The sequence below is a fragment of the uncultured Arthrobacter sp. genome (assembly GCF_902805515.1).
Lineage (GTDB): Bacteria > Actinomycetota > Actinomycetes > Actinomycetales > Micrococcaceae > Arthrobacter_D.
Map to the genome: position 1 here is coordinate 1 of NZ_CADCTE010000055.1, position 14,290 is coordinate 14,290.

The 14,290-nt window shown below is 69.0% G+C and carries 13 protein-coding genes and 1 pseudogene; 9 read left to right on the top strand and 5 right to left on the bottom strand.

All coding sequences use genetic code 11. The features are described from left to right. Window positions 1–60: 60 nt before the first annotated feature. Window positions 61–1,059 carry an ROK family glucokinase gene (locus QZX79_RS04375; RefSeq protein ID WP_294565231.1) on the top strand — a complete coding sequence of 333 codons (999 nt, stop codon included), beginning with the start codon at window positions 61–63 and terminating at the stop codon, window positions 1,057–1,059. A gap of 27 nt (window positions 1,060–1,086) precedes the next feature. Here the strand turns inward: QZX79_RS04375 and QZX79_RS04380 are convergent, their stop codons facing one another. Both QZX79_RS04380 and QZX79_RS04385 read right to left on the bottom strand, forming a co-directional pair. Further along, window positions 1,087–1,542, bottom strand: a complete 456-nt coding sequence (locus QZX79_RS04380; protein ID WP_294565208.1) for a hypothetical protein — start codon at window positions 1,540–1,542, stop codon at window positions 1,087–1,089. Beyond that, window positions 1,539–2,303 (bottom strand): carboxylesterase, encoded by a 765-nt coding sequence (locus QZX79_RS04385; RefSeq protein WP_294565211.1) that lies wholly within the window; start codon window positions 2,301–2,303, stop codon window positions 1,539–1,541. Before QZX79_RS04385 ends, QZX79_RS04380 begins: the two co-directional genes overlap by 4 nt. A 125-nt stretch (window positions 2,304–2,428) precedes the next feature. Between QZX79_RS04385 and QZX79_RS04390 the strand changes: the two genes are divergently transcribed. Both QZX79_RS04390 and QZX79_RS04395 read left to right on the top strand, forming a co-directional pair. Continuing rightward, complete coding sequence (locus QZX79_RS04390) at window positions 2,429–3,268, top strand: 1-acyl-sn-glycerol-3-phosphate acyltransferase (RefSeq protein ID WP_294565213.1); 840 nt, start codon at window positions 2,429–2,431, stop codon at window positions 3,266–3,268. Window positions 3,269–3,412: 144 nt separating this feature from the next. Then, window positions 3,413–4,768, top strand: a complete 1,356-nt coding sequence (locus QZX79_RS04395) for a class II 3-deoxy-7-phosphoheptulonate synthase (protein WP_294565233.1) — start codon at window positions 3,413–3,415, stop codon at window positions 4,766–4,768. On the opposite strand, the gene QZX79_RS04400 is transcribed toward QZX79_RS04395, so the two are convergent. After that, a complete protein-coding gene (locus tag QZX79_RS04400) occupies window positions 4,711–6,456 on the bottom strand; it encodes a protein kinase domain-containing protein (RefSeq protein WP_294565216.1) in 1,746 nt (581 codons plus the stop codon). The two genes, QZX79_RS04395 and QZX79_RS04400, sit on opposite strands and share 58 nt — an antisense overlap. A 67-nt stretch (window positions 6,457–6,523) precedes the next feature. Continuing rightward, complete coding sequence (locus QZX79_RS04405) at window positions 6,524–8,092, bottom strand: LysM peptidoglycan-binding domain-containing protein (RefSeq protein ID WP_294565218.1); 1,569 nt, start codon at window positions 8,090–8,092, stop codon at window positions 6,524–6,526. Between the two features lie 266 nt (window positions 8,093–8,358). Between QZX79_RS04405 and QZX79_RS04410 the strand changes: the two genes are divergently transcribed. Further along, a complete protein-coding gene (locus QZX79_RS04410; RefSeq protein ID WP_294565221.1) occupies window positions 8,359–8,712 on the top strand; it encodes an Rv2175c family DNA-binding protein in 354 nt (117 codons plus the stop codon). A gap of 172 nt (window positions 8,713–8,884) precedes the next feature. Here QZX79_RS04410 and QZX79_RS04415 read toward each other — a convergent pair whose 3' ends face one another. Next, window positions 8,885–10,009: a polyprenyl synthetase family protein gene (locus QZX79_RS04415; RefSeq protein ID WP_294565222.1), complete on the bottom strand. Its 1,125-nt coding sequence runs from the start codon at window positions 10,007–10,009 to the stop codon at window positions 8,885–8,887. Window positions 10,010–10,128: 119 nt separating this feature from the next. On the opposite strand from QZX79_RS04415, the gene dinB reads away from it, so the two are divergent. The 5 genes and pseudogenes from dinB to QZX79_RS04440 all read left to right on the top strand — a co-directional run. Beyond that, window positions 10,129–11,376, top strand: coding sequence for a DNA polymerase IV (gene dinB, locus QZX79_RS04420; RefSeq protein WP_294565224.1), 1,248 nt, complete (start codon window positions 10,129–10,131; stop codon window positions 11,374–11,376). A gap of 183 nt (window positions 11,377–11,559) precedes the next feature. Then, window positions 11,560–11,937 (top strand): DUF3040 domain-containing protein, encoded by a 378-nt coding sequence (locus QZX79_RS04425; protein WP_294565226.1) that lies wholly within the window; start codon window positions 11,560–11,562, stop codon window positions 11,935–11,937. Window positions 11,938–12,271: 334 nt separating this feature from the next. Continuing rightward, window positions 12,272–12,703 carry a division/cell wall cluster transcriptional repressor MraZ gene (gene mraZ, locus QZX79_RS04430; RefSeq protein WP_133404868.1) on the top strand — a complete coding sequence of 144 codons (432 nt, stop codon included), beginning with the start codon at window positions 12,272–12,274 and terminating at the stop codon, window positions 12,701–12,703. Between the two features lie 285 nt (window positions 12,704–12,988). Further along, window positions 12,989–13,990: a 16S rRNA (cytosine(1402)-N(4))-methyltransferase RsmH gene (gene rsmH / locus QZX79_RS04435; RefSeq protein WP_294565229.1), complete on the top strand. Its 1,002-nt coding sequence runs from the start codon at window positions 12,989–12,991 to the stop codon at window positions 13,988–13,990. Beyond that, window positions 13,987–14,290 (top strand): annotated as a pseudogene (locus QZX79_RS04440) (hypothetical protein); the annotation flags it as partial. The gene rsmH and the pseudogene QZX79_RS04440, both read left to right, overlap by 4 nt.

A 14,290-nucleotide genomic window follows, 5' to 3' on the forward strand; every position in this document is an offset into this window, starting at 1 on the left:
CGGCGCCGCGGCGCACCGCCGTGGGCGGCAGGGCAGCCGCGGGCGGCCCGCCGGGCCGGGCTGCCCGGCCGTGCCGGACGCGCCAAGCTCCCCCCGGCCCGGCGCGGACTGGCCATCGGCATTGACGTCGGCGGGACCAAGGTCGCGGCCGGCGTCGTCGACGGCGCCGGCCGCCTCCTCGCGCAGGCCCGCCGGTCCACCCCGGGCAGCGATGCCCGGGAGGTCGAGGCCGTCATCGTCGACCTCGTGGCCGAACTGGGCCGGGGACGCAGGATCCGCTCCATCGGCATCGGCGCCGCCGGCTGGATGGACCTCTCCAACGGGACGGTGCTTTTCAGCCCCCATTTGGCGTGGCGGAACGAGCCGCTGCGGAGCAACCTCGAGAAGCTGCTCCGGCGGCGGGTGACCGTCGTCAACGACGCCGACGCGGCCGCCTGGGCGGAGTGGCGGTTCGGCGCCGGCCGCGGTGAGCCCCGGCTGGTGTGCGTGACCCTGGGGACCGGCATCGGCGGGGCGATGATCCTCGACGGGCGGGTGGAGCGCGGCCGCTACGGGGTGGCCGGGGAGTTCGGGCACCAGGTCATCGTGCCGGGCGGCCACCGCTGCGAGTGCGGCAACCGGGGGTGCTGGGAGCAGTACGCGTCGGGCAACGCGCTGGGCCGGGAGGCACGGGAACTGGCGGCGGCCAACTCGCCCGTGGCGCAGTCGCTCCTGGCGGCAGTCGACGGGAATGTCCAGGCGATCACCGGGGCGCTGGTGACCCGGCTTGCCCTCGACGGGGATCCTGCCTGCCAGGAACTGGTCGAGGAGGTGGGACAGTGGCTCGGGCTGGGACTTGCCAACCTCGCGGCGGCCCTGGACCCGGGCACCTTCGTCATCGGCGGCGGCCTCAGCGACGCCGGCGGGCTCCTCCTCGAACCGGCCCGCCGGGCCTTCGCCCGCAACCTTACCGGGCGGGGCTTCCGGCCCGCCGCCGCCATCGAGGCGGCCGCCCTGGGGCCGTCGGCCGGCCTGATCGGGGCCGCGGACCTCTCCCGCTCGCTGGCCCGCGGCCGCTAGGAAGCCTCCCGCGGCGGGGGAGCAGGATCAGACTTCGGCGCCGTCGTCGTCGTAGTCGCGCTGACGCGGCAGGCGCAGGACCAGGAACACCACGCCGGCCAGGAAGCCGGCGAGCACGCCCAGGGTCACCGCCGTCGGCGCGTCCCGCCAGAACATCGCGAAGAGCAGCAGCAGGACAGGCCCGCCCGCCGCGCCGAGCCAGGCCAGCACCACCAGGGGGTCGCCCATGCCGAGCGGAGGAGGTTCAGGGGGCTCGTATCCCGCCCCGCCGTCGCCCTCGTCGTCCTCGGGTTCCTCGTAGTCCCTCGGGCCGGCCGGACGCAGCGGCTGGTTCCTGAAAATCGCTTCGACGCGGTCCCGGTCGCTGGGCTCCGGGTCGTCGGATTCCCCGGTCTCAGGGTTACCGGGGGTGCTTTCCAACCGTGCCACGAGGTCCCGCCAGACGGCGTCGTCGGTGGACTCATTCGGCTCTCGGGGGGTCATACGCTGGTACCTGCGCTCACGTGCCTGATGAAGTCCGCGGACCGGTCAAAGATGAAGGGTGCATCATGGTCCATCGTGGCCACATGGTAGCTGTTCGTCAACCGGATAATCTCAAGGTCGGCGCTGCCCAGGTACCGCCGCAGCACCTCGATGCTGGTTTCGGGAACCACCGGGTCGACGTCCGACCGGAACACGAGGGTCGGTGCCGTGACCTTCGGCAGCAGGGCCGTCGTATTGCGGAACAGCCCGGCCAGCTGGTGCACGGCGGCGACCGGGGTCCGCAGGTAGGCGCCCTCGTCCTGGCCCTCGAGCCGGATGCTGTTGCCGATCGCCGGAACGGAGCGCATCACGTACTTGAGGAACCCCGCGTACCGGGCGCGCGGATCCGCGAAGGTCAGCCCGGGATTGACGACGACCACCCCCGCGACGTCGTGCTGGGCAGCCAGGCGCAGGGCAAGCGCACCTCCCATGGAAAGCCCCGCGGCGACAATCCTGTCGGTGCTTCGAGCCAGGTCCTCGTAGGCCCCTTCGTACTCGCCGTACCAGGCCCGCCAGGGCGTGCGTGCCAGTTCCTCCCAGGAGGTGCCGTGCCCGGGCAGCAGCGGCAGCCGGACCGAGAAGCCCTGCCCCGCAAGGTGTTCCGCCCACGCCCGGACGCTCACCGGCGATCCGGTGAAGCCATGGCTGAGCAGCACCCCGGTCCGGGCCGCCTCTCCCGTGCCGTCCTGGGAATAGGCAACCGCCCCGGGAATCGATGTCATGGGTCAATGGTCGCACCCGTTCACCGCGCCGTACCAGCCGACGGGATCCTTAGAGTAATGTCACAAAAGGAAAAAGCGTGCCGCCCGGCGGGAGCCGGACGGTCCCTGCAGGGAAGGCTGGCAGCGTGTTCTATTGGGTCATGAAGAGGATCATCGTCGGTCCGATTCTGAGAGTGCTCTTCCGGCCCTGGGTCAAGGGCCTTGACAACATTCCCGCGGAGGGGCCGGCCGTCCTCGTCAGCAACCACCTTTCCTTCTCCGACTCGATCTTCCTCCCCGTCGCGGTGCCCCGGCCCGTGGTGTTCCTGGCGAAATCGGAATACTTCAACGGCAAGGGCCTCAAGGGCAGGCTGACCGCCATGTTCTTCCGGCTCTCGAACCAGCTCCCGATGGACCGCTCCGGCGGCGCAGCGTCTTCCTCCTCCCTGACGGCCGGCATGGACATCCTCAACGGCGGAGGCCTCCTTGGCATCTACCCCGAGGGCACCCGCAGCCCCGACGGTCGCCTCTACCGCGGCAAGACCGGCGTCGCCAAGCTGGTCCTGGCCACCGGGGTTCCCGTCATTCCCGTCGCGATGATCGGCACCGACAAGGTCCAGCCCATCGGGCGGCGGATCCCGAATATCCGCAGGGTCGGTATCATCGTGGGGGAGCCCCTCGACTTCAGCCGGTACCACGGCATGGCCGATGACCGGTTCATCCAGCGCTCGGTCACCGACGAGATCATGTACGAACTGATGCGCCTCTCGGGTCAGGAGTACGTCGACGCCTACGCCAGCAGCGTCAAGGAGAAGCTGGCAGCGGAGAAGGCCGCCGGCAGGAAGCACCACCGCCCGGGTGCGGACACCCGCCGGGCCGCGGTGCGCATGCCGCCGCCGGAGGCTCCGCAGGCACCGGCACCCGGGGCCGTGACCGAAGTGGGCAAGGCCCAGCCGCCCAAGGGGCGGAAAAAGGACACCGCCTGAGGCGCTTTTCCCGCCCATCGGCGGGGCAGTGGGCCGAAAGTGGCCTATGTGACACAGCCGGGCGGTTACGTGACGGGCGGCGACAAACCGCGGCGTCGAAGCCATTAGGCTTGAGGGGTGACCGATACTGCAGCCTCAGCGTTATTGCCTCCTTTTCCGCTCCCCGCCGCCGGTACAGCAGGGCTCGACCACTGGCGGAGCCTTCCCATTTCGCAGCAGCCCCAGTGGCAGGACCCCGCGGTCCACACCTCCTCACTCAGGGAGCTCTCGTCGCTGCCCCCGCTGGTATTCGCCGGTGAAGTGGATGTCCTGAGGGAACGGCTGGCCGCGGCGGCCCAGGGCAAGGCGTTCCTGCTCCAGGGCGGCGACTGCGCCGAAACCTTCGAGGGCGCAACCGCCGACCGGATCAGCGCCCGGGTCAAGACGATCCTCCAGATGGCCGTGGTCCTCACCTATGGTGCGTCCCTGCCGGTGATCAAGATGGGGCGGATGGCCGGCCAGTTCGCCAAGCCCCGTTCCTCGAACGACGAGACCCGCGACGGCGTCACCCTTCCCGCGTACCGCGGCGACATGGTCAACGGCTACGACTTCACCCCCGAGAGCCGCGGCCACGACGCCTCCCGCATGGTCAAGGCGTACCACACCTCCGCCTCCACCCTGAACCTGATCCGGGCGTTCACCCAGGGCGGGTTCGCCGACCTGCGCCTGGTGCACCACTGGAACAAGGGCTTCACCGCCAATCCGGCGCACTCGCGCTACGAGTCGCTCGCCCGGGAGATCGACAGGGCGGTGCGCTTCATGGACGCCTGCGGTGCCGACTTCGAAGCGCTGAAGCGGGTCGAGTTCTTCGCCAGCCACGAGGCGCTCCTGCTCGACTACGAGCGGGCGCTCACCCGCATCGACTCACGCACCAACCTGCCCTACGACACCTCGGCGCATTTCCTCTGGATCGGGGAGCGGACGCGCGACCTCGACGGCGCTCATGTCGACTTCCTCTCCCGGGTCCGCAATCCCATCGGGGTGAAGCTTGGCCCCACCACCTCCGGTGACGACGCGCTCGCCCTCATCGACAAGCTCGATCCCAACCGCGAGCCCGGCCGCCTGACGTTCATCACCCGGATGGGCGCCCGGAACATCCGCGAGAAACTGCCCCAGCTCGTCGAAAAGGTCACGGCCTCCGGCGCGCAGGTTCTGTGGGTGACGGACCCGATGCACGGGAACACGGTGACCTCGCCGAACGGGTACAAGACCCGGAACTTCGACGACGTCATGGATGAGGTGCGCGGCTTCTTCGAGGTCCACAAGGCCCTGGGGACGTTCCCCGGTGGACTGCATGTCGAGATGACCGGCGACGACGTCGCCGAGTGCCTCGGCGGGGCTGACCCGGTGGACCAGGAATCCTTCCTCGAGCGCTACGAATCCGTGTGCGACCCGCGGCTGAATCACATGCAGTCGCTCGAGATGGCCTTCCTCGTCGCCGGAGCGCTCTCCAAGAACTGATTCGCTTCGCACCCGGACGCCGCGGGACTGGACAGCCCGGCCCCCACGGGAACGCCGCCGCCGGGCTGGCTGATCCCCAGCAGCCAGCCCGCGGCCGCGGCCAGGAAGGCCAGCAGGAGCAGCAGCAGAACCAGCACGGCCTGCCACTGCGCCGCGCGCCGGGTGCGCAGCCGCCTCACCGGCCGCTGCGCGGCGCGCGCCTGGCTGCGCTGCTGGGACCGGCTCACTTTCGGGGCAGGCTGCACGGGATGCCGCTGCGGAGGCTGGGACTGCGGCGGATGGACCTGGACGGGATGAGGCTGGATGCGAGGCTGGACGGCTGGAGGCGGAGCGGCGCCCGGCCGGTGCGTCTCGCCGGGGACGCGGGTGGCATTGCCGCCGCCCGGGCCGGCCGGCCGCACCTGGGGCTCCGGCGGAAAAATTCGGGTCGTGGCGTTCCGGCTGCCCGGAGAGGTTGGCAGGACCGCCGTCGGAGAGTCCGCCGGTTCGAATGGAACCGCGGTCGCTCCGGAGCGCCCGTGACCGATTACTTCGGTGGGACTGCCACCCTGGGTGCCGGTGCTGATCACCTCGGTGGGACTGCCACCCTGGGTGCCGGTGCTGATTCCATCGGTGAGGCTGCCGACGCCCACTACTTCAGTAGGGTTCCCGATGCCCATTACTTCGGTGGGGCTGCCGGTGCCGATTACTTCGGTAGGGCTGCCTGCGGGGGCGCCGAGCACCACGGTCGCACCGCCGCCGTCGGGCAGGCCGCCGGTCCCCGGTGAGCCGGCGTTCACGGCTCCGCGGTCCACGCGCCGAACCGGTGACGGCGGGCAGTAGTCAAGGTCGGCGCCCGTGAGCGTCGTGCGGACGTGGCGGAGCTCGCCGAGCAGGGCGGTGGCGTCGACAGGCCGGTCCTCGGGATCCCGGGAGGTGCACCACTGCACCAGCTCGTCGATGTCCTCGGCCAGCCCCGGCAGGAACTTCGATGCCGCCGGGACATGTTCGTAGGCGTGCTGGAAGGCGATCTGGACCGGAGCATCGCCGGTGAAGGGCTGCCGTCCCGTCAGGAGTTCAAAGAGCATGATGCCCGCAGAGTAGACGTCGCTGCGGGCGTCGGCCGGCGAGCCGGTGACAAGTTCGGGCGGGAGGTAGGCCGCGGTGCCGACGAGCGTCGCGGTGCCGGTGCTCGCGCTGACGGCGCGCGCGAGCCCGAAGTCGGCGATCTTGATCTGCCCGTTGCTGGACAGGAGCACATTTTCGGGTTTGACGTCACGGTGCACCAGCCCCGCCTCATGGGCGGCGGCGAGGCCCTCGATGACTGGGTCGATCAGGGCGAGGGCCAGCCGGGGGGTGAGCTGTCCGCGTTCGCGGATCAGATCCCGCAGGGTGCGTCCGGGAACGTACTCCATCACGAGATAGGCGGTGCTGCGTTCGGCCGTCTCGTCGACGCCCTGGTCAAGGACACCCACGACGTGCGGGTGGGAGAGACGGGCGGCCGACTTCGCTTCCTGCTCGAACCGGTCCAGGAAGGTGCGGTCTTCGGCGAGGTGCGTGAACAGGACCTTCAACGCCACCCTGCGGTCCAGCCGGCGGTCGAGCGCAAGGTAGACCGTGGACATTCCGCCGCGCGCGATGCGCGACTCCACGAGGTAGCGCCCATCGACAAGCTCGCCGATCAGGGGGTCGTTCAGCCGTTGGTGCACCTATTGATACTAAGTCCTGGCTGCGGTGGAGGGCAGGATCAACACCCGACCCTGCCCTCCACCGTTCCTACCGGAAGTTCTTCTGGTGGGCCTTGATGGCGGCGACATAGTTCTTGGTGTCGCTGAACATGCCGTGGGTCTTCACGGAGTACGCGCCCTGGTAGTAGGACGCGATTGCGATGTCCTGCGAGGGGCTCGTGGCGAGCAGCGAGCGGATGATCGCCACACCGGCCGTCACGTTGTCCTGCGGGTTGAGGAGGTTGAGTTTGCGTCCGACCAGGTCGCTGGCCCACTGCCCGGACATCGGGATGACCTGCATGGTGCCGATGGCGTTGGCGGGGGAGACCGCGCGCTGGTTGAAGCCGGACTCCTGGTACGCGAAGGCCATCGCGAGGCTGGGATCGACACCCATCGACCGTGCGGTGTTCGCCACGATCGTGCGCATCTCGGCCGGGCTCGGGACCGGCAGCGAGTTGAGGATCTGCTTGTTGCGGTTCGCGTCCGCGACGACGGCCTGGGGGTAGGTGACCCCGAGGAAGGTCGAGGGGACAAGGTTCGTCGGGGGCGGCGTCGTGGGTGAGCCACCGTTGCCGGTGGGAATCGTGAGCTTCTTGCCGGGGTAGATCACCGTCGAGGCCTGCAGGTTGTTCGCCTGGAGCAGCGCGGCAAGGCTGACGCCGTGGCGGGCTGCGATGGCACCCAGGGTGTCCCCGGCCTTGATCGTGTAGCTTCCGGCGGGCGCGGCGGGCGCGGTGGGTGCGGACGGTGCGGCGGGCGTGGACGGAGCCGCAGGGGCGGCCGGCTTTCCGCCGAGGACCAGTTTCTGGCCCGGGTAGATGACCGAGCTCAACGAAAGGTTGTTGGCCCTGAGTACGCTGTCGAGGCTGACGCCGTGGCGGGCTGCGATGGCACCCAGGGTGTCACCGGGCTTGACGACGTAGCTGCCGGCAGGGGCGGCGGGAGCGGCGGGAGCGGGCTTGGCCGGAGCGGGTGCCGACGGCTTGACTGCCGCCTGTCCGCCGATGGCGATCTTCTGTCCCGGGTAGATGATCGAGGTCGCCGAGAGGTTGTTGGCCTTGAGCACGCTGTCGAGGCTGACGCCGTGCCGGGCGGCGATGGCGCCGAGGGTGTCACCGGGCTTGACGACGTAGCTGCCGGTGGTCTGGGTGCGGACCGCGCCAGGGGCGGCGGGCGCAGGGGTGGACCCGGCCACCAGCCGGATCTTCTGCCCCGGGTAGATCACGGTGGTGGAGCTCATCCGGTTGAGCTTGAGCAGGGCGCCGAGCTCGATCCCGTGCTTGCGGGCGATGGCACCCATGGTGTCGCCGGCCTTGATCGTGTAGGCCGCCGGCGTTGAAACGGCAGGAACCTTCAGGGCGGGAACCTGGGCGGGAACCTCGGCGGCCGGAATGAGGGCGCGGGCAGGGGAGGCCTGCACGGCGGGGACCTGGTGCCGCACCGAGGTGGCAGGGGAGGGCTGGTGGGCCGCTGCTGATTCGGCCAGCGCCACCGAGGACAGGATGACGGCCGGGATGGCGGCCGTGGACACGGCCAGGTTCCGCCGCCGGGAGGAGGAGGTGCCTGCGGCGCGCCGGGAGGCTCCGCTCAGGGGTGTAGACGGTGGCTGGGCAGTCATGGGCAGTTCCTCATCTATGGGCGGCCGGAGCCGCACGGTCGTCGGACCGCCGGGAGCAATCGTTCTCCTGTCCCGGCAGACCAAGGTGCAAATGTTAAGCAATGGGTCTTCTGTGACTCCAGTTACATGTGTGACTGTAGTGAATGTACACGATGGCGGACCTATCACAACAGGTGGGAACTCCAGATCAGGAGCCCGTACGGCGTGTCGGTTCCCCTGCAGGCGGCGGGTAGAGCGCGTGTGCCGGGTCGTGGCACCCTTAGAAGGTGACTGAAATCGAAGAACTTGTGCCCCACTGGAGAAATCTCCCGGAGGTCGCCGAACTGCTTGGCGTCCCCATCACGAAGGTCCACGCGCTGCTCGATGAGCGCGCACTGGTCGCCCTGAGGATCACCGACCGGAGGATCCGGAGTGTCCCTTCGGAATTCCTTGTCGACGGGGCGGTCCTCGACAGCCTCAAGGGCACCGTCGTGGTCCTCTCGGACTCCGGGTTCGAGGATGAGGAGATCATCCGCTGGCTCTACACCGAGGACGACTCGCTGCCGGGCCGTCCCATCGACGCCCTCCGCGAAGGCCGCAAGACCGAGATTCGGCGCCGGGCCCAGGCCGCAGCCTGGTAGGCAGCGGCTTGTAGATACCGCCCGGCGGACAGCGCCTCGTAGACGGTAGATGGCGCCGGGTAACAATTGTCCTGCGGGCGCCGGGTAGACAGCCGTCCTCCGGGCACCGGCCGGCGCGTACGCCGTGCGTCTGCAGGGTCCGCCCGGCGTAGGGGCCGGCGGTGGCGGATGGTTAGAAGGTCCGGGTCACTGCCGCTTCCGCAAGGAGCCCCAGGGCCGCCGCCGACACCTCATCGGTCTCAAGGACGCCAAGGGCGGCGAAGGCCTCGGCCGAACGGTCCTTGATCAGCTTCTCGGTATCCCGCAGGGCCCCGCTGGCGGTGATGAGTCCGCGCAGCCGGGCGACCCCTTCGTCGTCCAGCGCCGGATCGCCCAGCAGCGAGTTGAGCACGCCCTGGTCGTGCGGGCCGCTGCCGGCCAGGGCGCGGGCAATGAGGTAGGTCCGCTTGCCTTCCCGGAGATCGTCTCCGGCAGGCTTCCCGGTCACCGCCGGGTCGCCGAAGACCCCGAGGACGTCGTCGCGCAGCTGGAAGGCCTCGCCGAGCGGCAGCGCAAAGGCGGAGAACCGCGCCAGCGTGGCCGCGTCCGCCCCGGCCAGCGCGCCGCCGAGCATCACCGGGCGCTCGATCGAATACTTCGCCGATTTGTACCGGAGGATGTTGAGGGCACGATCGGCTGCGGTGGCCGGCGGCAGGTCCGGCCCCACTGCCTCCTCGAGGAGGTCGAGGTACTGGCCGGCCATCACCTCGGTGCGCATCCGGTTGAAGATGGCCCGCGCGGAGGACGCTCCGGCCCCGACGCACGCCCCGGTGAACAGCTCTTCGCTGAAGGCAAGGCACAGATCTCCGGCGAGGATCGCCGACGACGTACCGAAACGGTCGGCGTCGAGGTGCCATCCGGCGTCCAGGTGCTGCTGCCGGAACTGCCGGTGGATGCTGGGGGCCCCGCGGCGCGTCTCCGACCGGTCGATGACGTCGTCGTGCATCAGGGCCGCGGCCTGGAAGAACTCGAGCGCCGCTCCCGCCCTTGCCACCGGCTGCAGGTCGCCCGTTCCGCCGGCGGCACGCCAGCCCCAGAAGCAGAGAAGGGCGCGGATCCGTTTCCCCCCGGATGTCAGCCCGCGGATGGCGGACAGCAGTGACAGTGACTCGGGGGAGATGTTCGCGAGGATTTCCTCCTGCGCTGCGAGGAACGCTCCGGTTTCCTCGGACATGGACGAGAGGAAGGCGCCCTGGTCCCGGCGGACCGAGTCAGTGAGGCGGTTGTCCGGGTCGGCGGGTCGGGTGGCGGACTGCATGGATTCCCCGTACGGCTAGGCAGGCGTGAACGGATTCAACTCTAAACCCCCTCGGCCGGGCCCCCCAGCCGGGGCGGGGCCCGGCCTGCGGTGTCGGGGACCTCGGATACGATGGCTCCGTGGTGAACGGGACTCGGGACCAGCTGCCGGTCGGCGCGGAGTGCACCATCCTGCACATCGACATGGACGCCTTCTATGTATCGGTCGAACTGATGAGCCGGCCCGAACTCCGGGGCGTGCCGGTCATCGTCGGCAGCCCGTCGGGCCGGTCGGTCGTCCTGTCCGCCTCCTACGAAGCCCGCCGGTTCGGGGTCCGCTCCGCCATGCCGATGGCCGTGGCGATGCGGCGCTGCCCCGGAGCGGTGATCCTCGAACCCCACCACGACCGCTATGCGGAGGTGTCGGCGGCGGTGATGGAGATCTTCCGATCGGTCACCCCGCTGGTTGAACAGCTCAGCGTCGATGAGGCCTTCCTCGACGTCGCCGGAGCCACCCGCCGGCTGGGCCATCCCCGGGAGATCGGGGAGCAGATCCGCGCGGAGATCAGCAGGAGCCTCGGCATCACGGCGAGCGTGGGGGCGGCCACCACCAAATTCGTCGCAAAGATCGCCTCGACCCAGTCCAAGCCCGACGGGCTCCTGCTGGTGCCCGGCAGCGACACCGTCGCCTTCCTCCATGCCCAGCCGGTCTCCGTGCTGTGGGGAGTGGGCGCCAAGACCCAGGAGACCCTTGCCCGCCTGGGCATCCGGACGGTGGAGGACCTCGCCTCCACCCCGGTCTCGGCGCTCACCAAGCTCCTCGGCACCTCCGGCCGGCACGTCCACGAACTGGCCTGGGGGAGGGACCCGCGGAAGGTCGTCGTCTCCCGCGCGGAGAAGAGCATCGGGGCGGAGGAGACCTTCGCGCAGGATGTCACCGACACCGCGGTCCTGCACCGGGAACTCCTGCGGCTCGCCCACCGGACAGCCACCCGGCTGCGCGCGGCGGGCCTGTCGGCGCAGGGCGTTTCCCTCAAGCTCCGCTATGCCGACTTCTCAACCCTGACCCGCTCGAAGAAACTGGCCGAGCCCGTTGACAGCGCCCACGCGATCTACGGCGCAGCGACGGCCCTGCTGAGCGCGCTCGGCGAGCGTCCCCTGGCCGTGCGGCTGATCGGGCTGCGGGCCGAACAGCTTGGATCCGGGGGAGCGGGGGCCCACCAGCTGACGATCGACAGACAGGATGACAACTGGCGGACGGCCGAGGTTGCCCTCGATGCGGTGAACCGGAAATTCGGCGCCGCCGGGGTGCGGCCGGCGGGTCTGCTGGGCCCCCCGGCGCCCCGCACGGTCCGGCGCAGAAATCCGCCCGGTAACGCTACATTGTGACTTTCAAGTTACCGTGGTGAGAACTACTCTTGGTGTAGGTCAATCGATCTCCGGCATCCGCGCCACGCAGCCTCTCCGGCCGCGCGGCGCGGACCGGAACGGCGGGCCCAGCCGGGAACCATCCCGGGGCCGGACTCGTTGGTTGGATGAAGGAACGTTGGCACTTACATCAAGGAGGCCGTGATGGCACTCTCGGAACACGAGCAGAGGTTGCTCGATCAGCTCGAACAGCAGCTTCACGCCGACGATCCGAAATTCGCACACTCGATGGCGTCGAGTACACGCCGGTCGATGTCGACCCGAAGGCTCGTCATCGGCTCGCTTGTCACCATCGCTGGAATCCTGGTCCTGCTTGCGGGCATCGGATCCCAGCTCATCGTGGTGGGGGTGGCCGGCTTCATCATCATGGGTGCCGGCGTCTACTTCGCGACGACGAAGGCCAAGACCGTCGAGACAGGGCACACCTCGGGGCTTCCCTCCAAACCTGCCTCTGCCGGCAGGAGCGGCTTTATGAGCAGCCTCGAAGATAAGTGGGAGGAGCGGAAGCGGGATCAACCCTGAGCCCGCCCTTGACGGCCCGCCCCCGGTGAGCGGACCAGCCCCGAACTGAACTTTCCGAAAGACCCGCACCTGCGGGTCTTTCGTGATTTAACGCCCGGCCGGCGTGCGTCCCCACCCCGCACCACGGGGCTTCCCGGCCTTCCGCCCCACCCCGCCAGGGTGCTGTGGCGCTTTCACATGCGTACCAAAAATGGTTCCGGCGCGCCCGAAATAAAAGTGGAGGGACTGGTGGTGTCGGTGGATTGACTGTGGAGCGTTGTGGAGTAAAGTGGGGAATATAAGAGCGAATCGGTAACGAACCGGCCTTCGCCCGAGTCAGAACAGGCGGTGGGGGATGTTCCTCGGGACCCATACCCCCCGTCTCGATGAGAAGGGCAGGTTGATCCTGCCGGCGAAGTTCCGGGAGGAACTTTCGTCCGGTCTGGTGCTGACCAGGGGGCAGGAACGTTGCATTTACGTTTTTAGCCAGAGCGAATTCGAAAAGGTTCACGAGCAAATGAGGTCGGCTCCGATTTCTTCCCGTCAGGCACGGGATTACATTCGGGTTTTCCTCTCCGGGGCTTCAGATGAAGTGCCGGATAAGCAGGGCCGGATAACTATTCCTCCCGCGCTTCGCTCGTATGCCGGATTGGACCGAGAGCTCGCAGTGATCGGCGCGGGAAGCCGGGCCGAGATCTGGGACGCGGAAGCCTGGAACAGCTATCTGGAAGAGAAGGAAACAGCCTTCTCCGAAACGGATGACGAGGGACTGCCGGGAATCTTCTAGGCGGCACCGGCCACCAGGCCGGAACCACCGAGAAGACCAGACCGCCAGGTCCGGAACAACTGCACAAAACCATTGCGGCGTGAATTTCTTGGATGAGATCTCCAGCCGCCGGACGCCTTGATTCACCTGGCTTCACTTCCCCGGAGCCAGGCGGACGGACGGCCGGCCGGATGGGGATCTGATTCAAGGACACCTCCCGACGCGTGGACCATTCGTACCAACCGACCGCACCAACACCGCTTAGGTGGTGCGGGTGGACAGCCACACTCAGGAAGGAGTCAGTGCATGAGCGATGAGCGCCCGACCGGCGATCGGCACATCCCGGTTCTGCGCGAACGCTCCGTCACCCTCCTGGCCCCCGCCGTCGAGGCCGCCGCCGAGGCAGGCCGCAGGCCCGTCATCGTCGATGCGACCCTCGGGATGGGCGGGCACTCCGAAACCATGCTCGAGGCCTTCCCCACGGCGCACCTCGTGGGCATCGACCGTGACCCCCAGGCCCTGAGCCTCGCCGGTGCCCGCCTCCGCCGGTTCGACGACCGGCTCGACCTCGTCCACGCAATCTACGACGAGATCGGTGAGGCCCTTGCCGATCTCGGGATTCCCGGCGTCGACGCCGTCCTCTTCGACCTCGGGGTCTCCTCGCTGCAGCTCGACGAATGCGAGCGCGGATTCGCCTACTCCTACGACGCGCCGCTCGACATGCGGATGGACACCAGCCGCGGGGCCACCGCCGCCACGATTGTCAACACCTACTCCCGCGAGGACCTCCTGCGGATCATCCGCAGCTGGGGCGAGGAGAAGTTCGCCGGACGGATCTCCTCCGCCATCGTCGAGGCGCGTGCCGCCGCTCCCATCACGACCACGGGCCGGCTCGTCGAAGTCATCCGCTCGGTCGTGCCGGCCTCGGCCGCCCGCACCGGCGGCCACCCTGCGAAGCGCACCTTCCAGGCGCTGCGGATCGAGGTCAATGAAGAGCTGACGGTGCTCGAACGGGCCGTGCCGGCCGCGATCGACGCTCTGAATGTCGGTGGCCGGATCGTTGCGCTCTCCTACCACTCCCTCGAGGACCGGATCGTGAAGAGCGCCTTCGCTGCCGGAAGCAAGTCTTCGGCTCCGGTCGGGTTCCCCGTTGAACTCGAGGAGCACAAGCCATATCTCCGACTTCTCACCCGGGGCACCGAGGCTCCGACGGAGCAGGAGATACAGGAAAACCCCAGGGCGGCGTCGGCGAAGCTCAGGGCTGTCGAAAAAATCACACGAGGTCCCAAGGACAGGAAAACAACATGAGCCAGGCATTGAGTGCGCACACCCGGCCACCCGCGACTTCCGGCAGCAGCGCCCTTGCCTCTCATCCCGTCCGTCGTGGAAGGCCCTCGCCCGGAGCGCCCCAGCGTCCCCGGACACCGCTCTCGGTGGTTCCGGCGCGCGCCTCGCGCCGCCGCGTGCCCTTCGCCGTGTTCAGCTGCGCACTGCTGGTCGCCGCGCTGGTGGCCGTGCTGATCCTCAACATCTCCGTCTCCAGCACGCAGTACGATCTCGTCCAGCTCCGGGGCCAACAGATCGCCCTGAGCCAGGAGAACGAGGCCC